Origin of the sequence: Paenibacillus sp. RC67 (genome assembly GCF_030020805.1) — a bacterium.
Classification (GTDB): domain Bacteria; phylum Bacillota; class Bacilli; order Paenibacillales; family NBRC-103111; genus Paenibacillus_S.
Map to the genome: position 1 here is coordinate 463,076 of NZ_CP125098.1, position 21,075 is coordinate 484,150.

22 protein-coding genes and 1 riboswitch are annotated in these 21,075 nt (G+C 46.9%); of the genes, 14 read left to right on the forward strand and 8 right to left on the reverse strand.

What is annotated here, in order from left to right; genetic code table 11:
- The first annotated feature begins 285 nt into the window (after window positions 1-285).
- Window positions 286-903, forward strand: a complete 618-nt coding sequence (locus QMA13_RS02095) for a nitroreductase family protein (protein WP_282939211.1) — start codon at window positions 286-288, stop codon at window positions 901-903.
- A gap of 153 nt (window positions 904-1,056) precedes the next feature.
- Here QMA13_RS02095 and QMA13_RS02100 read toward each other — a convergent pair whose 3' ends face one another.
- Window positions 1,057-1,692: an FMN-dependent NADH-azoreductase gene (locus tag QMA13_RS02100; protein ID WP_282939212.1), complete on the reverse strand. Its 636-nt coding sequence runs from the start codon at window positions 1,690-1,692 to the stop codon at window positions 1,057-1,059.
- Window positions 1,693-2,020: 328 nt separating this feature from the next.
- Here QMA13_RS02100 and QMA13_RS02105 point away from each other — a divergent pair, with 328 nt between their 5' ends.
- The 4 genes from QMA13_RS02105 (at window position 2,021) to QMA13_RS02120 (ending at window position 5,034) form a co-directional block, all read left to right on the forward strand.
- The gene (locus tag QMA13_RS02105) at window positions 2,021-2,755 is read left to right on the forward strand and encodes an amino acid ABC transporter ATP-binding protein (protein ID WP_282939214.1); all 735 of its coding nucleotides are present in this window, start codon (window positions 2,021-2,023) and stop codon (window positions 2,753-2,755) included.
- Window positions 2,756-2,796: 41 nt separating this feature from the next.
- Window positions 2,797-3,615, forward strand: a complete 819-nt coding sequence (locus QMA13_RS02110) for an ABC transporter substrate-binding protein (RefSeq protein WP_481858197.1) — start codon at window positions 2,797-2,799, stop codon at window positions 3,613-3,615.
- 85 nt (window positions 3,616-3,700) lie between these two features.
- Window positions 3,701-4,360: an amino acid ABC transporter permease gene (locus QMA13_RS02115; RefSeq protein ID WP_282939215.1), complete on the forward strand. Its 660-nt coding sequence runs from the start codon at window positions 3,701-3,703 to the stop codon at window positions 4,358-4,360.
- A 23-nt stretch (window positions 4,361-4,383) separates the two neighbouring features.
- Window positions 4,384-5,034, forward strand: a complete 651-nt coding sequence (locus QMA13_RS02120) for an amino acid ABC transporter permease (RefSeq protein ID WP_282939216.1) — start codon at window positions 4,384-4,386, stop codon at window positions 5,032-5,034.
- A 267-nt stretch (window positions 5,035-5,301) separates the two neighbouring features.
- On the opposite strand, the gene fabF is transcribed toward QMA13_RS02120, so the two are convergent.
- Window positions 5,302-6,540, reverse strand: a complete 1,239-nt coding sequence (gene fabF / locus QMA13_RS02125) for a beta-ketoacyl-ACP synthase II (protein ID WP_282939218.1) — start codon at window positions 6,538-6,540, stop codon at window positions 5,302-5,304.
- A 133-nt stretch (window positions 6,541-6,673) separates the two neighbouring features.
- On the opposite strand from fabF, the gene QMA13_RS02130 reads away from it, so the two are divergent.
- The 4 genes from QMA13_RS02130 (at window position 6,674) to QMA13_RS02145 (ending at window position 10,863) form a co-directional block, all read left to right on the forward strand.
- Complete coding sequence (locus QMA13_RS02130; protein ID WP_282939220.1) at window positions 6,674-7,537, forward strand: helix-turn-helix transcriptional regulator; 864 nt, start codon at window positions 6,674-6,676, stop codon at window positions 7,535-7,537.
- A 305-nt stretch (window positions 7,538-7,842) separates the two neighbouring features.
- Window positions 7,843-9,198: a dicarboxylate/amino acid:cation symporter gene (locus QMA13_RS02135; protein ID WP_282939222.1), complete on the forward strand. Its 1,356-nt coding sequence runs from the start codon at window positions 7,843-7,845 to the stop codon at window positions 9,196-9,198.
- Between the two features lie 123 nt (window positions 9,199-9,321).
- Window positions 9,322-10,272 carry a helix-turn-helix transcriptional regulator gene (locus QMA13_RS02140; protein ID WP_481858123.1) on the forward strand — a complete coding sequence of 317 codons (951 nt, stop codon included), beginning with the start codon at window positions 9,322-9,324 and terminating at the stop codon, window positions 10,270-10,272.
- Between the two features lie 84 nt (window positions 10,273-10,356).
- A complete protein-coding gene (locus QMA13_RS02145) occupies window positions 10,357-10,863 on the forward strand; it encodes a DinB family protein (protein ID WP_282939225.1) in 507 nt (168 codons plus the stop codon).
- 85 nt (window positions 10,864-10,948) lie between these two features.
- Here QMA13_RS02145 and QMA13_RS02150 read toward each other — a convergent pair whose 3' ends face one another.
- Together QMA13_RS02150 and QMA13_RS02155 are read right to left on the reverse strand one after the other, a co-directional pair.
- A complete protein-coding gene (locus QMA13_RS02150) occupies window positions 10,949-11,422 on the reverse strand; it encodes an HIT family protein (RefSeq protein WP_282939226.1) in 474 nt (157 codons plus the stop codon).
- Between the two features lie 38 nt (window positions 11,423-11,460).
- Complete coding sequence (locus QMA13_RS02155; protein WP_282939227.1) at window positions 11,461-11,943, reverse strand: NUDIX hydrolase; 483 nt, start codon at window positions 11,941-11,943, stop codon at window positions 11,461-11,463.
- A gap of 321 nt (window positions 11,944-12,264) precedes the next feature.
- Window positions 12,265-12,405, forward strand: a riboswitch (cyclic di-AMP (ydaO/yuaA leader).
- Window positions 12,406-12,581: 176 nt separating this feature from the next.
- On the opposite strand from QMA13_RS02155, the gene QMA13_RS02160 reads away from it, so the two are divergent.
- Window positions 12,582-14,345, forward strand: a complete 1,764-nt coding sequence (locus tag QMA13_RS02160; protein WP_282939229.1) for an APC family permease — start codon at window positions 12,582-12,584, stop codon at window positions 14,343-14,345.
- A gap of 17 nt (window positions 14,346-14,362) precedes the next feature.
- Here QMA13_RS02160 and QMA13_RS02165 read toward each other — a convergent pair whose 3' ends face one another.
- Together QMA13_RS02165 and purB are read right to left on the reverse strand one after the other, a co-directional pair.
- Entirely contained in the window at window positions 14,363-14,500 is a 138-nt protein-coding gene (locus QMA13_RS02165) for a hypothetical protein (protein WP_282939231.1), read from the reverse strand.
- A gap of 116 nt (window positions 14,501-14,616) precedes the next feature.
- Entirely contained in the window at window positions 14,617-15,975 is a 1,359-nt protein-coding gene (gene purB, locus QMA13_RS02170) for an adenylosuccinate lyase (protein WP_282939233.1), read from the reverse strand.
- A gap of 265 nt (window positions 15,976-16,240) precedes the next feature.
- On the opposite strand from purB, the gene QMA13_RS02175 reads away from it, so the two are divergent.
- The 4 genes from QMA13_RS02175 (at window position 16,241) to QMA13_RS02190 (ending at window position 19,781) form a co-directional block, all read left to right on the forward strand.
- Complete coding sequence (locus QMA13_RS02175) at window positions 16,241-16,741, forward strand: TRAP transporter small permease (RefSeq protein ID WP_282939235.1); 501 nt, start codon at window positions 16,241-16,243, stop codon at window positions 16,739-16,741.
- Window positions 16,742-18,040: a TRAP transporter large permease gene (locus QMA13_RS02180; protein WP_282939238.1), complete on the forward strand. Its 1,299-nt coding sequence runs from the start codon at window positions 16,742-16,744 to the stop codon at window positions 18,038-18,040.
- An 86-nt stretch (window positions 18,041-18,126) separates the two neighbouring features.
- Window positions 18,127-19,221 (forward strand): TRAP transporter substrate-binding protein, encoded by a 1,095-nt coding sequence (locus QMA13_RS02185; protein WP_282939240.1) that lies wholly within the window; start codon window positions 18,127-18,129, stop codon window positions 19,219-19,221.
- Window positions 19,222-19,283: 62 nt separating this feature from the next.
- Window positions 19,284-19,781: a DinB family protein gene (locus QMA13_RS02190; RefSeq protein ID WP_282939241.1), complete on the forward strand. Its 498-nt coding sequence runs from the start codon at window positions 19,284-19,286 to the stop codon at window positions 19,779-19,781.
- A gap of 6 nt (window positions 19,782-19,787) precedes the next feature.
- On the opposite strand, the gene QMA13_RS02195 is transcribed toward QMA13_RS02190, so the two are convergent.
- Together QMA13_RS02195 and QMA13_RS02200 are read right to left on the reverse strand one after the other, a co-directional pair.
- On the reverse strand, window positions 19,788-20,108 hold the full coding sequence (locus QMA13_RS02195; RefSeq protein WP_282939243.1) for a hypothetical protein: 321 nt from the start codon (window positions 20,106-20,108) through the stop codon (window positions 19,788-19,790).
- On the reverse strand, window positions 20,098-21,057 hold the full coding sequence (locus QMA13_RS02200) for a DMT family transporter (protein ID WP_282939245.1): 960 nt from the start codon (window positions 21,055-21,057) through the stop codon (window positions 20,098-20,100). The genes QMA13_RS02195 and QMA13_RS02200 overlap by 11 nt, the downstream gene beginning before the upstream one ends.
- Window positions 21,058-21,075: the final 18 nt, after the last annotated feature.

A 21,075-nucleotide genomic window follows, 5' to 3' on the forward strand; every position in this document is an offset into this window, starting at 1 on the left:
ACTTACCAGAGACCTTCGTGGTTCTTGGTGATAGGACCTCTCTTTGGATAAGAGAGGTTGTTTTCTGCCCAGAAGATGTGCGATGGGTAAACTGCATATTTAAAAGACAGCAGGCGACCCTAAAGGGGTCGTTTCTTAATGAAATGATATGATTCTTTTTTAATTACAAAAGGATACCAGCTTAACAAAAGTAAGCGAATGTGATATACTCACTTCGCCTAGTCCTTAACGGATGAGGACCTATTATGCGTTTTATAACCTTTCATTTATAGGAGTGAATACAACATGAGCCAAATCGAGCAAAAAGTAACAGCAGAAGAGACGATCCTAGGCCGTCATTCAGTACGTCAATTTCAACCGGGAGTACAAATTCCGGAAGCAGAATTAAATGAAATCTTATCGCTGGCTGCAAGCGCGCCCTCTTCTTGGAACCTTCAGCACTGGCGCTTTCTGGTCGTTAGTGAGCAAGCTAATAAAGAAAGATTGCTTCCGATCACATATAACCAAAAGCAAACCGTAGATGCATCCGTTGTGGTTGTAGTACTAGGGGATCTTCAGGCGAATCTTATCGCCCCAACCGTATACGAACAAGCAGCCTCCCAGATTCGTGATATGATGATTGGACAAATCAACGGAGCTTATAACAACAACCCTGCTTTGGCACGCGATGAAGCTATCCGTAATGCCTCCTTGGCGGCAATGCAGCTTATGCTGGCGGCAAAAGCCAAGGGTTACGATTCGGTTCCAATGGGTGGTTATGATCGTGACGCTCTTGTTAAAGAGCTGAATATCCCGGATCGCTATGTTCCGGTAATGATCATTCCGATTGGTAAAGCAGCGGCCCCTGGGCGTGCTACGGATCGTTTGCCACTAGAGCAGCAAGTGATTCGCGAAAGCTTCTAATATCCGCTGTACAAACGGCTTTTGAAGGGATACCCGCAAGGGGATCCCTTTTTTCAATGTTCTTTTGCATAACAGGACTTCAAGTGGTGGATATTACAATAAAAAAGCACCGACCCATCCTTGACGGGCAGTGCTTTCTCCATATGGATTATTTTAAAAGGATTTCGCTAAAGCTACAGCTTTATCGATACTTTCCTGCTTAATAGCTGCGGCACGATCCGGGAATTGATTATGTCCCTCAATAAATAAGCCTTGAAAATCGGTTATACCGAAAAACTGCATAATAGCAGCCAAGTGTCGATGTCCCATTTCCATATCCGACATTGGCGCAGTGGAGTAAATGCCGCCTCGCGCCTGAATATGCAGTGACTTTTTGTCAGGAAGAAGACCGACAGGCCCTTCGGGCGTATACTTAAATGTCTTGCCTGCGGCACAGATCGCATCGATGTAGGCCTTCATAATCGGCGGGTAAGAGAAGTTCCACATGGGACTTATAAACACATATTTGTCGGCCGCAACAAATTGGTCTACGAGCTCATTAAGCCGGTTCACTTTGGATTTTTCTTCGGCAGACAATGAATTGAGCTCACTTCCGGAACGAAGCTTGCCCCAACCACTGAATACATCGGCGTCAATATGAGGGATATGGGCTTTATACAGATCCAAGTGAATCACTTCATCTTTGGGGTTAGCCTCTCGGTAAGCTTGAACGAAAGCATTGCCGACCGCCATACTGAAGGATTGTGTCTCATCGTTAGGATGCGCAATAATATGAAGTAAAGTAGCCATGATGTCGTATCGTCCTTTTCTAAGCTTTATTATGCGAGGAGATCTCCGTCCAATCGCACACTTACAATTTGCCCATTGCATACCCTAGATATGTTGCATCTTATCTGGAGAATGGAGCCATGAGCTCCTTCATGATTGCAAAACCGTCCTTTTTAAAGGATGGTTTTTTCGTTTTTGCAACAAAAAAGCTGGAGAAATGAAGTGAAACGCTTTCGAGTGTCATATTTTTCACATTGGGGTAATAACTTGTAATTACCTGTTGACCAGAAAATCCATGGTCCAGGTCAAGTTGATGTAAGGAAAATTGCTGCAAGGCAGGAGGTGACCTATGATTCAATTTCGCAATGTCAATAAGCACTATGGGCAGTTTCATGTACTTAAGGGCATCAACTTATCGATTCAACAGGGCGAAGTGGTCGTGGTTATAGGTCCGTCCGGTTCCGGCAAAAGCACCCTGCTGCGCTGCATCAATCGGCTGGAGGTTATTACGGATGGAGAACTGTATGTGGGAGAAGCGAAGCTGCATGATAAGAAAACGGACGTCAACAAGCTGAGGCGAAATATCGGAATGGTGTTTCAGCATTTTAACCTGTACCCGCATAAGTCCGTGCTGGACAACATTACCCTCGCACCGAGGAAAGTACTCAAGCTAAACAAAGAGGAAGCGGAACGAACCGCCACGTTGTATCTCAACAAGGTTGGCATTCCGGAAAAAGCCAAAGCTTATCCCTCCGAGCTATCTGGGGGGCAGCAGCAGCGGGTAGCTATAGCCAGAGGACTTGCTATGAAGCCGCAAATTATGCTGTTCGATGAGCCTACTTCAGCTCTGGACCCCGAAATGATCGGGGAGGTGCTGGATGTCATTAAAGGTTTGGCACATGAAGGAATGACTATGGTCGTCGTCACTCACGAAATGGGCTTTGCCCGCGAGGTGGCTGACCGGATTGTGTTTATGGACCAAGGACAAATTGTAGAAGAATCCGAGCCGAATGCGTTTTTTTCCAATCCTCGTGAAGAGAGGGCGCAATTGTTTCTTAAGCGGTTATTACAACACGGATCATAGAGAGGGGACAGGTAGATGGGGATGATGAGAAGGAAGCTGGGATTTACTATGTTAGCTTTGCTAACTTTACTAGCTGTTGTAGTGGCGGGTTGTGGTACAAAGGATCAGGGGGAGGCTCGTCGACAAGCCCTGCCCAAACGTCCGGAAAAACATTGGATGATATTAAAAAACGAGGCAAGCTCGTCGTAGGCGTAAAATACGATACGAAGCTGTTCGGATTGAAGGACCCCGGAACGGGTGTGGTTGAGGGCTTTGATATCGATATAGCGAAGGCTTTGGCTAAAAAAGTGCTTGGCGACGAGAACAAAGTCGAGTTGAAGGAAGTTACATCGAAGACGCGCATTCCTATGCTTAAAAACGGCGATATCGATATGATCATTGCAACGATGACCATTACGGAGGAGCGCAAGCAGGAGGTTGATTTTACAGACGTTTATTTCAAAGCCGGGCAGTCGCTGCTGGTTAAGAAAGGCAGTCCTATCAAATCGATAGCTGACATTAAAAAAGGGATGAAGATCTTAACGGCCAAAGGCTCGACCTCTGCGCAAAATATTCGTGAGAAAGCTCCGGACGCGACAGTGTTAGAGTTTGAAAATTATCAGGAAGCCTTCACAGCGCTAAAAGCGGGGCAAGGAGATGCTCTTACAACAGATAATGCCATCTTGTACGGAATGACCAAGCAGGACCCGAACTATCAGGTGGTAGATGGCACCTTTACGGATGAGCCATACGGCATCGCGATTCGCAAAGGCGATACGGAGTTTGTGACGTACGTGAATGATTTCCTCAAAGCGATGAAATCTAGTGGCGACTACGATAAATTGTATTTGAAATGGATCGGTGAAAAACCGGCAAAATAATTTCGATTTTGAGGAGGAGAGGGGTGGATAGTCTGGGAGGCTATTCATCCTTTTCGTTCCAAGCTGATGAAAGGAGGCGGAGAGGATGGGGGCTATCCAGTTCAATATTTTGTGGAAGTACTGGGACTTGTACCTTGAAGGCTTCCTCAACACGCTGCAAGTGAGCGTAATCGCATTAATAGGGAGTTTCGTGCTAGGAACACTCATAGCGATCATGCGAATATCTCCTGTCAAGCCTCTGAACTGGCTCGGCACGGCTTATGTCGAATTTATCCGCAACATACCGATTCTGTTGATCGTATTCTTGTTCTTTCTCGGTCCTTCCGCGCTTGGTTTGAGCTTAAGCGGGTTTGCCGCGGGCACGATCGGACTGACCATTTACACGGCTTCTTTCATTGCGGAAGCTATCCGTGCAGGAATTCAGGCAGTGCCTAAGGGTCAGAATGAAGCTGCCCGTTCGTCTGGGCTTACCTACGGGCAAACGATGGGATACATTATACTGCCGCAGGCTTTGAAAATGGTAATCCCCGCGCTGGGCAACCAATTCCTTAACCTTGTGAAAAATTCATCCGTGCTGAGCGTCGTCGCCGGCTTGGACTTAATGTATTATGCAGACCTCATTTCGACCAAATCCTTCGTTACGTTCAGCGTGTACATATTTGTAGCACTTTTTTACTTGGTTATTACGATTCCGCTTAGCTTCGGAGTAGCTTACTTGGAGCGCCGGATGGCGAGAACCCACTAGCTGAAGACGGGAGGTGAGGGCCCATGAATTTTGCGGAAGCGTATACGTGGGATCATATTCGATTCTTACTTGAAGGTCTTGGAGTTACGATCCGAGTTGCTTTTATTGCTGTGGTGCTCAGCTTCCTTATCGGCTGCCTCCTGGGGACGATACGTTATACGAAGCTTCCAGTAGTGTCTCAGCTGACTGCTTTATGCGTAGAAGTGATTCGTAACCTGCCTCTGCTGCTCATTATATTTTTTACTTACTTTGCGCTGCCGGAGATAGGATTGAAGCTCAGCATCGAAAGCGCAGCGATTGCGGCGCTAACTGTATTCGAGGCGGCGATGATCTCGGAAATTGTACGAGGCGGACTGAACTCTATTGATAAGGGACAGATTGAAGCGGCCCGTTCCTCGGGTATGAGCTACACTCAGACGCTTCGTTACATCGTTCTGCCGCAGGCGCTAAGAAGAATGATGCCTCCGATGGTGAGCCAATTTATTTCGCTGCTGAAGGATACTTCGCTTGCGGTTGTTATTTCTTTGGCTGAATTGATGCATAACGCCCAAATTATTAACGGGCAAAATGTTAATTTCGTCATTCCGACGCTGCTCATGACGGCTCTTATGTATTTTGTGGTCAACTATACGTTGTCTGTTGTGGCTCGGCGGTTGGAGGCTCGGCAGGTGTAAGGCGGCTGAGCATAAGTTTGTTTGAGGAGAAACCTAGGAAGCATGAAAACGCGTCGGCTCTCCGGTAGAGTATCCCCTTCCGGCCGCTGTTGTTCTCGGGAAATTTGATTGTATTTTTTAGAGGGGATTTCCCGAGAACAAAGGCGGACGCTATCGCTCCTACAGGAGATACCCCACCTACTTCCTTCGCAATTTTGGAGTAGTAGGTTTCTCAAAAACGAAAAGGCGGCTGCACAGCCGCCTTTTGATATTTACTAAAAGAAGGGGTTATTCGTTGTAGCGTTTCAAAATAATGACCGCGTTATGGCCCCCGAACCCGAAAGAATTCGACATACCAATAGTCAGATCCGCGCGGCGGGCGGTATTCGGCACATAGTCCAGATCGCAAATATCATCCTGCTGCTCTTGGTTTATCGTAGGGGGAATGATCCCTTCCTGCAGGCTCTTTACGAGGGCAATCGCTTCAACTCCACCGGCAGCGCCGAGCATATGCCCGATCATCGATTTATTCGCCGTGACGGGAATACGGTAGGCTTTGTCGCCGAACAGCCTTTTGATGGCGAATGTTTCCGATTTATCACCGGCTTCGGTACTGGTGGCATGGGCGCTAATTACATCAACGTCTTCCGGGCGGATAGCCGCTTCGTGAAGCGCCGATTTCATCGCTTGATACGCACCGATTCCTTCCGGGTGGGTTGCCACTCGATGATAGGCGTCGGAGCTCGCTCCATAGCCGATGACTTCTGCGTAGATGCGGGCATTTCTGCGAATCGCATGGCTTAGCGATTCCAATACGAGAATGCCTGCGCCCTCGGCCAAGACGAATCCGTCACGTCCTGCATCAAATGGCCGACTGGCACGAGCCGGTTCGTCATTTCGTGTGGACAAGGCCGTAGCATTGCCGAAGCTGGCCAGTGAGATTTCCGTGACGGCAGCTTCCGTGCCGCCGGCTAAGATCACATCGGCGCCTCCATATCGGATGAGGCGCATCGCTTCGCCGATGGCGGTATTTCCGACGGAGCATGCCGTTACCGGAGATAAAGTAGGGCCTAACGCATTGAACCTCATACTGATCATGGCGGCAGCCATATTAGAAATCATCATAGGCACTAACGACGGACTGACACGTTCAGGTCCGCGCTCCCGCAATACGGCAGCTTGATCCAGAAGAGTCTGTATTCCTCCGATACCGGAGCCGACATACACCCCGAGTCTTTCATGATCCACATGCTCAAGCTGAATCCCGGCATCCTCTATAGCTTGCTCGGCAGCCGCCAATGCAAATTGGCAGAACCGGTCCATCTGTCTCGCTTCCTTGCGTCCAAAGCGGGCTTCTGCATCGAAGTCGCGGACAAGCCCGGCTATTTTGGCTTTATGTCTTGTACAATCAAAAGTATCAATAAGGGATATGCCCGATTCGCCTCGAACCAATCGGTCCCAGAATCGGCCTACATCGTTGCCAAGCGGCGAAATGACGCCCATTCCCGTAATAACTACGCGTTCCATCGTCATTCTCCCTTTCAGTTTCGTTGTGATGAGACTTATGATGTCACATCATTTATCCTATTACAAGTTGTTGTTTATACTAGTATAATAGGTACCATGATAACGTTATTGTTGGGAAAGGTCGGGCTGTTTTATGAATCATCAGACAAGACTTCAGGCACTATCGGTTTTTTTGAAATCACAGCGTGCCAAAATCTCTCCTGAATCCGTGGGACTGGTATCGGGAAGCCGAAGAAGAACGCCGGGTCTGCGAAGAGAAGAGGTTGCACAGCTGGCGGGAGTCAGCGCAACCTGGTACACGTGGCTCGAGCAGGGGAGGGATATTAAAGTATCCGTCTCGGTACTGGACTGCATAGCTGCGGCTTTGCGGCTGACAGGAGATGAGCGCAAATATTTATTTTCATTGGCGCTGGATAGCGGCTCCGGGACCAGTCTGCTGCAGGAAGAGCAGCCTCAGATCAGTCCGTCCTTGCAGACGATTTTGCAAGAGCTGCGCAATTGTCCTACCATCATTTCGGACAGAAGGTGTCAGATTGTAGGATGGAATCAGGCCGCCTCCCATATTTTTCTGGACTTTGAACAAATTCCGCAGGACCAGCGCAATATGATTCGACTTCTGTTCACAAGAAAAGAATTCCGCAGCCTGGCTGTCAATTGGGAGCACTTTGTCAGCGGTTTTCTTTCGATTTTTCGAGCCTATTACGGCCAATATGTCGATGACGAGTGGTATGGGCAGTTTCTTGAGGAAATGAAGGCGCTGCATCCCGATTTTCACACTCTTTGGGAACAGAGCAGAGTAAGCTCTGCCCCAGAGGTATTGATTGAATTCCGCCATGCCAAGGCGGGGAAGATGCTCTTTCATCTGACATCCTTGCAGGTACAAGGAGATGCCGATTTACGCTGCAGCATCTATACTCCTGCCCCGGATACATCAACGGAAGCTAAAATAAAGCGGTTAATGGAGCGCAAGTCCACCTCGAGCAATACCCTAATCTGAAGCAACAGCCGTGCAGGACAGGTCGAATTCGACTTCAATGCATGGCTATTTTTTTGCAATCGAAATCGAGCAGCGCTAGTTATTTACTCACTAGGTTCTTATTTGAAATGCCCATCGTAAGATGATAATAGAGATTATCGGATTCACGGATTAGCCGAAACAAGCCTTTTTCGCTGTACAACAGGCAAAACTTGACAAATTAGTTTTTTGCAAAAATATTCTTGACAGTTGGAAAGGTTGGAAGTATTATTCTTGTATCGCATAAATCCTACTAAAATAGTAGGGTATTGAAGGAGATGGGTCGCGTGAACAACAACTTGGTTACCGCGTTTCAAACGAACTGGGTAAGCTTGCTTGTTTCTTTAGTTATTATTGGTTTTCTTTATTTCTTAGGCAAAAAGCGCGTAGGTTTCGGTAACCGGGTTCTCCTCGCACTTGCACTGGGTCTTATCGCAGGAATTTTCTTCAACACCTACAAGCTGAGTGCAATCAGTGTAAGCACGATCGGTACGATCTACGTCAACCTCGTGAAAATGCTTGTTATTCCGCTGGTTGTCGTGTTGGTCATCAACAGTATCACGTCGATCTCGAGTTTGGGTCATTTGCGTAAAATTGGTGTAAAAACGATCTCCTTGTTCTTTATAACAACAGGGATTGCCGCATTAATCGGTTTGATTGTAGCTTTGATCTTCGATCCGGGTTCAGGTATTGTGCAGGAAATTCCTAAGACGTTCAAGCCTCGGGATATCCCAACGTTCTCACAAGTTATTTTGGATTTGGTACCAAGCAATCCTATAGGTGATATGGCTGGTGCTAAAGTCGTTCCTGTCCTTGTCTTCTCGATTTTCGTAGCTATCGCTATGGTTCAAGTAGGAAGCAAGAAGCCGGAAGTTATTCAACCTGTTAAAGCGTTTATCGAATCTTTTGCACAAGTGATGCATCAGGTTACTAAATACATTATTCGTTTGACTCCATACGGTGTGTATGCGCTGATCGGTGCAATGGCTGCTAAATACGGTTTGGAAACATTGGCACCGCTTGTGAAAGTTATTTTGGCGACATATGTAGCGCTGTTGGCTCACTTCATCATTACATTCGGCGGATTGGTTACTTTCGTAGCGAAAGTAAATCCATTCAAGTTTTTCCGCAAAGCATATCCTACGATTGCTGTAGCATTTACTACGCGAAGCAGTTATGTAACTCTGCCAGTGAACATGGAAGTTATTACGAAAAGATTGCGCGTTTCACCGCGTATCGCAAGCTTCGTAGCTCCACTTGGCGCAACGATGAACATGAATGGCTGCGGCGGCGTTTGGCCTGCTGTAGTAGCGATTTTCGTAGCACGTGTATATAACATTCCGCTTGGTTTCTCTGAATATATTTTGATCGTATTGGTAAGCATGATTTCTTCTATCGGCGTTGCAGGGGTACCTGGACCAGCTGCTATCTCGACAACCGTCGTACTTACAGCACTTGGTTTGCCGGTTGAAGGATTGGGTCTTGTATTGGCTATCGACGCTGTTGTAGACATGGGCCGTACAGCTGTAAATGCAACAGGTACAACGGTTTGCTCCTTGATCATCGCTAATTCCGAAGGGGAATTCGACCGTGAGTCGTTCGACCGTGACGAAGAAGATCAAATGGAATTGAACGCGGTATAAGATAGATTGCCTAAATGAAGATGCAGCTTGGTTCCTATTAGGGAAACAGGCTGCATTTTTTTGTTGTATTGAAAGGGCGTCAACGGTAACATAAAAAGAAAAAGTATGGAGGAGGTAATGCGTTTGAAGCTTGACCGCTTGTTAGCCATCACCATGCTGCTTCTTAATCGTAAACGAGTAGGAGCCCAAGAGCTGTCTGAACGGTTTGAGGTATCGCTAAGAACCATTTACCGTGATTTGGAGGCTCTCAATCAGGCTGGGATTCCAATTGTTTCTTTTGCGGGAGCCGCCGGGGGCTATGAAATTATGGATCAATATCGGCTGGATAGGCAGTTTTTATCGCTGGAGGAACTGCAGTCGATTATTATTGCGCTTAAGGGAGTAGGATCTTCCTTCGGGGATCAGGATATTAGCAGCTTATTGGATAAGGTAGGCGCACTGGTAGCCCGATCTGAACAGCGAGAGCTGAACGATATGAGCCAGCAGCTGATGATTGATCTGAATCCATGGCATGGTGGGAGAGCGGAAAAGGAAAAGCTTGGTATCCTCCGTTCAGCTGCACGTGATTGCAAAGTCATCCGTTTTGCCTATACCTCCTCACAGGGGGATTCATCCGAGCGGATGTGCGAGCCAATCGGCGTCGTATTAAAGGGATATGTATGGTACTTGTACGGCTACTGCAAGCTTCGGGAAGATTACCGGATTTTCCGCTTAACACGAATAGAGCATCTAACGGTCTTGGATGAGACCTTCATACGCCGACCCAAGACGCTGGAGCAGCTTGATTTTCAATGGGCACGTCAGGACAATCACCCGAATCTTATTAGGTTGGTGCTGCGGTTTCATCCCCGTGCGAAAGCGCGGCTTCAGGATTATTTTACGTTTGGACAAATAGAGACGCAGCCTGATGGTATGATTCTCGTAACAGCTACGCAGCCGGATGAGCCTTGGCTTTACGGGATGCTGCTCAGCTACGGAGCTGACGTTTTCATAGTGGAACCGGATTCGGTTGCTCAGACCGTTAGAGAGATGGCACAAAAACTAATAGATCAATATCAATTAACCTTGACATAGGGCTGTCAGGGTTGTTGGTGTATAGTCAGGGTAAGCAAGTGGGATTACAACATTAGGTGACTATTAAAGGAGGATGTATTGAACATGTTTACTTCTATACAACAATTTGCAGCAAGCTGGAGCAATGAGACGGCTGCCACGCAGCGTGTGATGGATGTATTAACGGATGCTTCACTGAATCAAAAAATTACCGCTGATCATCGCAGCCTGGGACAGCTTGCTTGGCACTTGACCACAACCATTCACGAGATGACGTCTCGTACTGGTCTTGAGTTCACTCCAGCAGCTGAGGACGAGCATGCACCAGCACCAGCTTCCGCAAAAGCTATTGCCGACGCCTACCGTAGCCAAAGAAATGCCCTGCTGGAAGCGGTACAAGCTCAGTGGAAGGATGAGGACCTGGTTCGTACAACCTCTATGTATGGCGAGGAATGGCCGAATGGATTGACTCTCCACCTGCTTATTCAACATGAAATTCATCATCGCGGACAAATGACGGTACTTATGCGTCAGGCAGGATTGCGGGTACCGGACATTTATGGACCTACCCGTGAAGATTGGATCGAACGCGGTATGGCGCCGCTCGCATAACTTAGAAGAGGCTTTTCCTCGAGTGAAAGAACTTGAGGGAAAGCCTCTTTGTTTGTTTATTGAGCGAATGACGGTGATCTAAATTTTACGAAGTAGTGGCATCAGAATAACCAAAGTAGCCGCGTAATAGGTCCGCATAGGGCTTTCTTTCTTCCGGTGTCGATCTACGAGAAGGGCTTTTATACAGGTTATCATCCCTATAACGTGGAAATACGTGGAGGTGATAATGCCACGTATCCTGGCTGCCGGCTGGTTCGTTATGCTGCCTTGATGAAACGCCGTCGCACCGATAGACCTCTTTAAAGGCTTTGGCTAAATCAATCTCAAATGCGTGTATTTGATTAGACAGGTCTACTGGCAGCTCATAAATGTTTTCTACATGCTGGTTTGGCACGATGAGCACATGTCCGGGATTATTCACTTTCCAGTTGGCGCAGATGAACGCCATAATGAATTCATCTTTATATACAATATCCGCTTGTTTAGATAGAGGGTTATCGTTCCCTTTAATTAATAAACAGACAGGGCATATGTAATCCGAAGGAGCATGATTATACAAGGGTATCCCTCCTTAATCACCTTGATAGAAGCCGCTTTTTACATGGTCCTTTGGAGCTTTAATTCAAATTGGGGTTTGGTCACGTATTCCATATAATGAACTTGGCCGGCAAAGTCCAGATAAGCCTGATACCGTGCTCGGATGGCCGGTGATTTAATCAATTCAAGCACTTGATCCTTAGGCACCCAGCGGCTATCGGAGGTCTCCTCTGAGGTACACAGCTCTCCACCTAACGGCTTGCAGACATAGTCGAACATGACTTTGGTAGGCACGTCCGTTACACCGTCATGCCATTTGTAGGTAGCTGTATTCGAATACACCCCGATCAATTGAACGGCAACCGCGTCGATCCCGCTTTCCTCCTTGATCTCTCTGCTTAATGCATCCAGCAGATTCTCTCCGACTTCCACCTGTCCGCCTGGGTACACCCACCCGTCATGCTGCGTCTTCACTAGCAGAAGATGTCCGTCCTCGTTTTCTACAAAACCGCCTACAGCTACAATATGTGTTGGCATTGCCATTTGGTCAGCCTCCTGAACTTTGATTTTTTAAAAAATATAAGTGCAAATTCGTATATGGTAATACTACCATTAATTTCTATAAATTCTTCTGATATTAGGCTGACACATGGGTGATATGGAGTCTGTTAGCAAACAATTTAATTTGCAAGAAAAATGTTTTTTTGTAAATGAAAGCAATTCGTTAAAATAGCATAGCAGATGTGCTGCGATGGAGATGTATGCGCTATCTTGACTTAAAGCAGACTCAAATTGCGCTATTAGTGATGTTTAGACTCATTTACTTTTGATTAATTAGTAAGTAATATTCAATGGTGCTTTAATAATTTCATATTGCTTAATCTTCTAAAAGAAGAGCGGGGGACCCACCACATGGGGTGAATCCTATTGCTTAAGCAATAGGAAGGGCATGCTTCTCACAGCCCTAATCCGACAGCTAACCTCGTAAGCAAGAAGTGAGAAGGAGAGATGAACACAGGACTCTTGCCTTGTGTTTTTTGTGTTTTAACGGGACATATTAAACACAAAGATTTATAAAACCAATAATTTCTAACCGGGGTGCACACAGGGTGACAACAGATTCTTTAAAAAGAGTAATTTTTGGCAGGCCGCTCAAATCCAACGAACTGGAACATGAAAAGATGCCAGTTTGGAAGGCTCTTCCGATTTTATCATCGGATGCGTTATCGTCTGTAGCTTACGGAACGGAGCAAATCTTGCTCGCACTTGCTACCGTTGGAGCTGTGGCGGCTTTTGCTTATTCCTTGCCTATTGCTATTGCCATCATCTTGCTAATTACCATCTTGGTCATCAGCTACAGGCAGGTTATCGATGCCTATCCGCAAGGTGGCGGAGCCTATATGGTTTCCAAGGAAAACCTGGGTATGTCCTTCGGGAGATTGACCGGCGTTTCATTATTAATCGACTACACATTGACAGTTGCTGTTTCCGTCTCAGCAGGTGTGCAGGCTATAACATCCGCCTTTCCCATTGCAATTCCTTATATCGTGCCGATAGCGCTGTTCCTGGTTTGGCTTATGGTATGGCTAAATCTGAGGGGGACTTCAGAATCGGGAACCGTGTTTGCCTTCCCGACTTATTTCTTTATTCTCTGTGTGCTGGTGTTAATTGGCAAAGGGATTTTTGACCTAATAACCGGTGCCAGTCATGCGTCATCGATCCATGTAATCCCAGCTTCAGTCCCTTCGGGGCTGACGATGTTCGTATTGTTGAAAGCTTTCTCTTCCGGCTGTTCGGCCGTTACCGGGATTGAGGCCATTTCCGACGCGGTGCCTCACTTTAAGACACCATCCAAAGACAATGCCAAAAGGACTTTGCTGTCATTGGGCATTTTACTAGCCATTATTTTCGGCGGCGTTACGATCTTGACGATGGCTTATGGCATTACGCCTGATCCTAAGGGTCATACCTCCGTGCTGTCCATGGTGACGGAGAGCGCGTTTGGCCGGGGTATCATGTACTACGCAACGCAAATCGCTACGATGATGATTTTGACTCTCGCAGCGAACACCAGCTTTAACGGATTTCCAATCTTGGCATCAATTATGGCACAGGATAAAAATTTCCCGAGAATGTTCGCTAACCGGGGAGATCGGTTGTCTTTTCACTTCGGGATTGTCACTTTGGGCGTTTTGGCTAGTCTACTGCTTATTGCCTTTCGTGGGAAAACCGATGCACTGATTCCTTTATATGCAATCGGTGTCTTCTTGTCCTTTACGCTGGCTCAGAGCGGCTTAGTTCGTAAATGGCTCAAGGAAAGACAAAAGGGTTGGCAGGGCCGGTTAATTGTTAACGGGGTGGGCGCTCTCGTTTCGTTTGCGGTGCTTATCATTTTTTGTGTGACCAAATTTGTGGAAGGCGCTTGGATTGTTATTGTTTTGACTCCAATCCTTTTATGGTTCATTACCAAAATATATGATCATTACGAGGATGTAGCAGACCAGCTTCGCATCAATTTGGATGAACCGCTGCCCCATAAGGAATCGATTATTATTATCCCGATTGCGGGGATTCATCGAGTGGTTGCTTCTACCATTGCCTATGCAAAGACACTGTCGCCTAACGTGGTTGCGTTCTATATCTCTTTTTCTGATGAAGATGAGGAGAAGATGGAGAAGAAATGGGAGCAATGGAATCCCGGGGTTCGGCTGGTTGTTTTCCGTTCAAGGTATCGGACTATTGTTAAGCCATTGGTTGACTTTATCGAACGGATTGATACACATGTCAAAGAGAAGCAGACCATCATGGTGCTTCTTCCTCAATTCGTAGCCAGAAAATGGTGGCACCGTCTGCTTCATAATCAGTCCGCTTACCGAATACGGTCCAGACTGCTAAAGGAAAAGGATGTTGTAGTGGCAACCGTTCCTTTCCATTTGAGTGAATAAATAAAGAAGAGAGAGTCCTAATGGGCTTTCTCTTCTTTATCTTCTTCATCTTTATTATATTCATTAGGTTTCACGACATATGAATGCTCATTGGTCTTGACCGACCAATCCTCTTGCGAATTGAATAGCTCATTTAATAGGGTATCTATTTCCATGACGACTCACTCCCTCATTCTTTATCTACCATGTAAGAATAATCCCTACTTATTAAGTTAACCTTAAAGCTAGTATGGTATTCAATGGTAATTAGAGGCGGAGCAAGTTGTTTTTACTAGCGAATATGGCGGATAAGCTTGTCCGCAATACCGATATAGCTTCCTGGAGTTAACTTCAGGAGACGATCTCTCTCTGCATCAGGCAAGCCCAGCTCATGGATAAATTCTGCGATGCGCTGTGGTGTAACCTCTACGCCTCGCGTTAGCTCTTTCAATTTCTCATAAGGATTTTCATAGCCAACTCGACGCATAACCGTTTGAATGGCTTCACCGAGCACTTCCCAGCTCTCATTGAGATCTTGTTGAATAGCTGCTTCATTAACGGACAAGCTGCTGAGTCCTCGCAGCGTAGCTGCAATAGCAATATAAGAATGAGCGATGCCAACTCCCATATTACGTAATGCGGAAGAATCCGTTAAGTCGCGCTGGAGCCGCGAAATAGGAAGTTTATTAGCCAAATGATCCAGCATCGCGTTGCTTATGCCCATGTTAGCTTCCGAATTCTCAAAGTTAATAGGGTTAACCTTATGCGGCATCGTTGAAGAGCCTACTTCACCGGCTACGACATTTTGTTTGAAATACGCCAGAGAGATGTACTGCCAAACGTCACGGTCAAAATCAAGCGTAATATTATTGAAACGCATCATCGCATGGAAGAGCTCGGCCATGTAATCATGGGATTCAATTTGAGTCGTAAGCGGATTGTAAGTCAACCCGAGATGCTCAACGAAGGTCCGGGCGATTTCTTCCCATGGCGCTTCCGGATAAGCAATCGAATGAGCATTGAAATTGCCGACCGCCCCATTGAATTTTCCAAGGTAATCCTGCGCTTGGATTTGTTTGAGCTGACGGTTCCAGCGGTACACAAATACAGCCAGTTCTTTACCTAATGTGGTAGGGCTTGCAGTCTGCCCGTGGGTGCGAGATAGCATCGAAACTTCTTTGGTGGATTCGGCAATACGCGTCACTTCAGCAGAGAGCTTCTCAGCCATAGGAAGCCAGCCGCTTTCAATCCCGTTTTTCAGCATGAGAGCGTGGGACAAGTTATTGATATCTTCAGATGTGCAGCTAAAATGAAGGAATTCCTTGACGTCGGCGAGCGAAGTCGGATCCAATGTTTCTTTAAGGAAATATTCTACAGCTTTCACATCATGCTTGGTCGTTCTTTCGATTTCTTTAATGCGGAGAGCGGAAGTATCGTCAAAGCGCTCCGTGATTCCTTTTAGAAAAGTAATTTCTTCCGCTTTGAACTCTCGAACTTCAGCAATTTCGGGTCTTCTGGACATATGGATAAGCCATTCTACTTCCACATATACCCGATACTTCATAAGAGCCCATTCCGAGAAATGCTCGGCTAGCACTTCTGATTGTTCTTTGTATCTCCCATCCAAGGGGGATATCGATTTGATTGACATTGTTCAGCCTCTTTCTGTTCAATTGACCGTTAGTAGTTTCCTCTATAATGAGAACCATCATTCCGATTATACAATATGGTTGAAAAGTTTCACTACCCCATCCAGCCATATGGAAGCGTAAGCATTCAATAAAGACCTAAAAAAATTACAAATAAATCTAAAACCAGTGGTGTACCGTTTCCCTCCCTTATTCTTTACAATAGGTTTTGTTAACAGATATGTAAGTGCTTACAATATAACGATCAAGCCTGAAGGGGGATGAAATGTGAAAGCACTCAAAAAGGCGGCATTGTGGATCGACAGCTTTTTTGAATCTTTTTCGATGACGGCACTGTTGGCCATGATTCTTATCGTAACGACTCAAGTATTGACTCGAAAGCTGTTTAATTTCGTTTTGTTCTGGTCCGAGGAAGTGACGCTGCTTCTGTTAGTCTGGTTTTCCTTTCTTGGCATCGCGTTTGGCTTCAGAGAGCATTTGCATTTGGCCATCGACACGTTTACAAGCAAATTTTCCCCTAAGGTAAACTGGGTGCTGGATAGGATTATTTATGCGAGCACATTTGCGTTCGGTGTGTATCTGATCCTGTCCGGTACGGAGTTTACAATACTCATGAACGAGAGTACGCTCGCGGCAACGAAGCTGCCTAATAGCGTTATCTATGCAGTGATGCCGATCACAGGCTTGCTCATATGCGTGTATTCTTTACTGCAGTTTATGGGTATCGACACAAGAAGGCATCGGGGTATAGAAGAGGGGAGTCACTAGATGGAAGAAACGACAATTGCGATTTTGATTTTATGTGTTAGCTTTACTGTGCTGATGGTGTTTCGGTTTCCCATATCGTTGACGCTGGCGTTATCTACCTTGGTGACCGTGATGTATTTGGGCATACCGCTTGCTGTGGTTGGTCAACGGATGATTCAAGGCATCAGCTCCTACTCACTGCTCACCATTCCGTTCTTCATTCTTGCCGGACATATGATGAGTGAAGGAAAGCTAGCCTTGCGGCTTGTTAATCTTGCGCAGCTCATTGTAGGCAGGATTCGGGGCGGGTTGGCGATGGTGAACTCGGTCGCATGTATGTTCTTTGGCAATATTTCCGGTTCGGCGGTCGCGGACGTTTCCTCAATCGGTTCCGTCATGATTCCCATGATGAAGAAAAAAGGTTACGATACGGACTATGCGGTTGGTGTTACCGTATCCTCTGCGATTCAAGGCGTTGTCGTGCCTCCAAGCCATAATCTTGTGCTGTATTCTTTGGCGGCGGGCGGTGGAGTGTCGATTGCGAGCTTGTTTCTGGCGGGAATTGTGCCCGGAGTGATACTATGCGTGTCGCTAATGGCAACGAGCTATGTGTACGCGATCAAGCGAGGTTATGCTAAAGGAGATCCGATAGAGCGCAAGGATATTCCGAAAATTGTGCTGGACGGTCTAATGTCGCTGTTGACGGCGGCGATTATTCTCGGAGGGATCTTCAGCGGCTGGTTTACGGCTACAGAATCCGGCGCACTGGCTTGTCTCTACGCCTTTATCCTTACGTTTCTTATTTATAGAGACATTCCCATCAGCCGAATGTGGATCATCCTGCAAAAAACATTCCGCACCGTCTCCATGGTACTGTTCCTGATTGCCGCTTCGGATGCCTTTAGCTGGCTGCTCGCCTACTTGAAAATTCCGGCGATGGTGACCGATGCCATGCTCGCCATTTCCGATAGCCCGATCATTATTTTACTTATTATCAACATCGTGCTGCTGATTCTCGGGGCACCTATGGATATGGCTCCACTCATTCTGATTATGACTCCGATTCTGCTTCCTGTCGTAACTCATCTTGGGATGGACCCGGTACACTTCGGCATCATTATGATGCTTAACCTCGGGATCGGCCTGCTGACCCCACCGGTTGGGACCGTGCTGTTCGTCGGTTGCGCCATAGGTAAAATATCGATCAGTCAGGGAACGAAAGCAATGATGCCCTTTTTCTATGTGATGTGCGTAGTGCTGCTAGTGTTGACATACGTACCGGATTTAGTCATGTGGTTGCCCAATATGATGAAACATTAAGAGACTGGTGATCGGAATGCAGCAGCTCCATTTGCCGGACTTTTATTAGCAATAATCCAATTCGTAAAAAAAGGGGAAATGTACGAATGAAACGGCTCACGAAAACGGTAAACGTACTTTCATGCTTGATCATTGCCGGGAGTGTTATCGCAGGCTGCAGCACCAAGGACCCGGCTAAAGCAACAACCGCAGGGGGAGACAAGAAAACCGAGGGGAAAAAGTATACGTTCCGACTTGCCGATACGCATCCTCCGGATTACCCTACCGTTATCGGCGATAAAAAGTTTGCTGATCTGGTGAGCGAGCGAAGTAATGGGCGTATCAAAATTGATGTCTTTCCGTCATCCCAGCTAGGTGAGGAAAAGGCTGTCATCGAACAGGTTCAGCTCGGCGCTATCGAGTTCACTCGCGTTAGCAGCGGACCGCTGGCGGAGTTCAACAAGAACTTCGGCGTCTTCAGCCTTCCGTATGTATTCGATAGCGATCAGCATCTATGGAAGTTCCTGGAGAGCGATAATGGCAACAAGCTTTTGGATAGCTTGGAAAGCTCGAAGATGAAGGGCTTGGCCTACTACAGTTCCGGTGCGCGGCATTTCTATTCCCGCAAGCCTGTAACCAATCTGGCGGAGCTGAAAGGGCAGAAGATCCGCGTCATCCAGAATAAAATCAATATCGATCTGATGTCCGCACTCGGAGCCAATGCAACCCCGATGGCTTATGGCGAGGTGTTCAGCTCCCTGCAGACCGGAGTTATCGATGCGGCCGAGAACAACTTCCCGAGCTATCAATCGTCGAACCATTTTGAAGTGGCCAAAAATATGATTCTCGACGGCCATCAGCGTGTACCGGAGGTACTCATGATCAGCCAATCGGCTTGGAATAAGCTGTCGGAGGAAGACCGCAAAATCGTGAAGCAGGCTGCACTCGATTCTGTCAAAACCCAACGTGAATCATGGGACAAATACGAGAAGGATGCAGAAGCTAAGGTCCGTGCGGCAGGCGTTAAAATTACGGAAGTGAAGGACGTTAAGCCGTGGCAGGATGCTGTTAAACCGGTCATCGATAAGTACCGTGCCGAATATAAAGAGGTATTGGAACAAATCGATGCGGCCAGAAAAAATAAGCATTTTATAGATATTCACGGACTGCTGACATTATGTTGTCAGCAGTTTGTCGTATAATACATTAGAGGAACAAGCCGTAATCGTTCCGTAAACTGTAAATGAAAATGGAGGGTTTACCTATGTATGTAACCATTCAAAGCTTTATTGAAGATTATCGGAACGAATCAGCAACGACCCAGAAGCTATTGGATGCCCTAACAGACGACTCGCTCTCTCAAGAAGTAGCCACAGGCTATCGGACGCTGGGTCACTTAGCATGGCATTTGGTCCCTTCAGGCGGCCTGTTGAATCCAACCGGATTAAGCTTCGAAGCTCCCGCAGAGCGGAGTGAGCCGCCAGCATCTGCCGCTGCAATTGCTGAAGCTTATCGCAGTACGACTCGATCACTGCTTGAGGCGGTTGAGACTCAGTGGACGGACGATACATTGCAAGAATCCAACACCATTTTCGGACAGCAATGGAAGAATGGCTTAACACTAAATCTATTCCTTAGACATGAAATTCATCATCGCGGCCAATTGACCATCCTTATGCGTCAGGTAGGACTACCTATCACAGGAGTTTACGGTCCTACTAAAGAAGAATGGGCTGCTATTGGCATGGAAGCTCCGGTCTAGTAATTCTCACTGTTCAGCGAGTGAGCGAGAACGACGGACATAGGAACGTAAAAAAGAAGAACCGGCAAGGTTCTTCTTAATCTGTAGAAAGCCTGTTTCTTCGAGAAATTTGCTATATGGGTAGGTGAGGTATGCCTCGGAGGAGCGAAAGCGTCCGCCTTTGTTCTTGGGAAATCCCCGCCGTAAAGCGAATAAATTGAAAATTTCCCAAGAACAACAGCGGCTGGAGTGGCGTACCTCACCGAAGTATACTAGCAAGATTTCAATTCTTACAGGTTTCTCGTCGATCGGAAGAACCTCCAAGGTTCTTCTTTTTTTACGCTCCAAGCTCTTTCGAACTTGAGGTAGCCGGAGACTCTCCGAGAGACCTTCTTGGCGAGTAAGTGCCGATAACAATGCCCAGGGTCGTCAATACGAAGGCCAGCATATGAATCCAGTGAATCTGCTCGCCCAGGAACAGTACGGCCCCGATCATGCTGGCAAACGGCATGCCATTGATAAACATGGACGTTTTATTGGCACCCAGCAGCTTGATACCATGGTTCCAGCCGAGCGTTCCGAGAGAAGAGGCCACCCATGCGGATAAAAGCATGACAACCCAGCCCATGCCTGAGAAATGAACTTCCTGGTATGCAGTCGGTCCATATTTAACGAAAGCTCCGACATTAAGGAAAATCCCGCCGATCAAGGTAGAGTAGGCGGTCGTAACAAGAGTAGGGATATTGGTGGAGGCAATCGTTTTGATCAACAGCCCTCCGACGACATAGCCGAGCATCGATAACAACATAATCAGATCTCCCCAGCCGGACACTTCGACAGAGGAGCCAGCGCTGTTGGACAGCACTACGATAACTACACCGGAGAAGCCTGCCAATATACCAAGCAGCAGCCGGAGGCTCATCTTTTCGCCGACGAAAATAGCGGCTAACAGAGCCGTCGTGAGCGGATTCAGTCCGAGAATGAGCGATGCATTCGTTGCTGTCGTCATTGCCACACCCGAAGCAAGGAACAGCTGGTGCATAAAGATGGATGTAAGGCCGATCAGCACTAACAGAACCCATTGTTTTGCAGTAGGCTTATACCACCCGTATTTGCTTATCACAAATGGAAGCAGTGCCAGACCTGCAAGCGGCATTCTGACTGCGGCCACTAGGAAAGGCGGAGAAAATTCGGTCAAAAATTTGACCATGACAATATTAAGGCCCCATGAAATAACGACAAAGGCCAGAATGGAATAAATCCATCGGTTAGCGGTTCCCACAAAGTTTGCTCCCATCTTGAAGTAGAGACATTT

What these genes read in the sequence shown, in the direction of transcription:
- QMA13_RS02115 (WP_282939215.1), top strand. Translation starts at nt 3,701, where the DNA reads ATGGGGGCTATCCAGTTCAATATTTTGTGGAAGTACTGGGACTTGTAC.
- QMA13_RS02190 (WP_282939241.1), top strand. Translation starts at nt 19,284, where the DNA reads ATGTATGTAACCATTCAAAGCTTTATTGAAGATTATCGGAACGAATCA.
- QMA13_RS02145 (WP_282939225.1), top strand. Translation starts at nt 10,357, where the DNA reads ATGTTTACTTCTATACAACAATTTGCAGCAAGCTGGAGCAATGAGACG.
- QMA13_RS02200 (WP_282939245.1), bottom strand. Translation starts at nt 21,057, where the DNA reads ATGGGAGCAAACTTTGTGGGAACCGCTAACCGATGGATTTATTCCATT.
- QMA13_RS02185 (WP_282939240.1), top strand. Translation starts at nt 18,127, where the DNA reads ATGAAACGGCTCACGAAAACGGTAAACGTACTTTCATGCTTGATCATT.
- QMA13_RS02165 (WP_282939231.1), bottom strand. Translation starts at nt 14,500, where the DNA reads ATGGAAATAGATACCCTATTAAATGAGCTATTCAATTCGCAAGAGGAT.
- fabF (WP_282939218.1), bottom strand. Translation starts at nt 6,540, where the DNA reads ATGGAACGCGTAGTTATTACGGGAATGGGCGTCATTTCGCCGCTTGGC.
- QMA13_RS02130 (WP_282939220.1), top strand. Translation starts at nt 6,674, where the DNA reads ATGAATCATCAGACAAGACTTCAGGCACTATCGGTTTTTTTGAAATCA.
- purB (WP_282939233.1), bottom strand. Translation starts at nt 15,975, where the DNA reads ATGTCAATCAAATCGATATCCCCCTTGGATGGGAGATACAAAGAACAA.
- QMA13_RS02095 (WP_282939211.1), top strand. Translation starts at nt 286, where the DNA reads ATGAGCCAAATCGAGCAAAAAGTAACAGCAGAAGAGACGATCCTAGGC.
- QMA13_RS02180 (WP_282939238.1), top strand. Translation starts at nt 16,742, where the DNA reads ATGGAAGAAACGACAATTGCGATTTTGATTTTATGTGTTAGCTTTACT.
- QMA13_RS02120 (WP_282939216.1), top strand. Translation starts at nt 4,384, where the DNA reads ATGAATTTTGCGGAAGCGTATACGTGGGATCATATTCGATTCTTACTT.
- QMA13_RS02100 (WP_282939212.1), bottom strand. Translation starts at nt 1,692, where the DNA reads ATGGCTACTTTACTTCATATTATTGCGCATCCTAACGATGAGACACAA.
- QMA13_RS02155 (WP_282939227.1), bottom strand. Translation starts at nt 11,943, where the DNA reads ATGGCAATGCCAACACATATTGTAGCTGTAGGCGGTTTTGTAGAAAAC.
- QMA13_RS02105 (WP_282939214.1), top strand. Translation starts at nt 2,021, where the DNA reads ATGATTCAATTTCGCAATGTCAATAAGCACTATGGGCAGTTTCATGTA.
- QMA13_RS02160 (WP_282939229.1), top strand. Translation starts at nt 12,582, where the DNA reads ATGCCAGTTTGGAAGGCTCTTCCGATTTTATCATCGGATGCGTTATCG.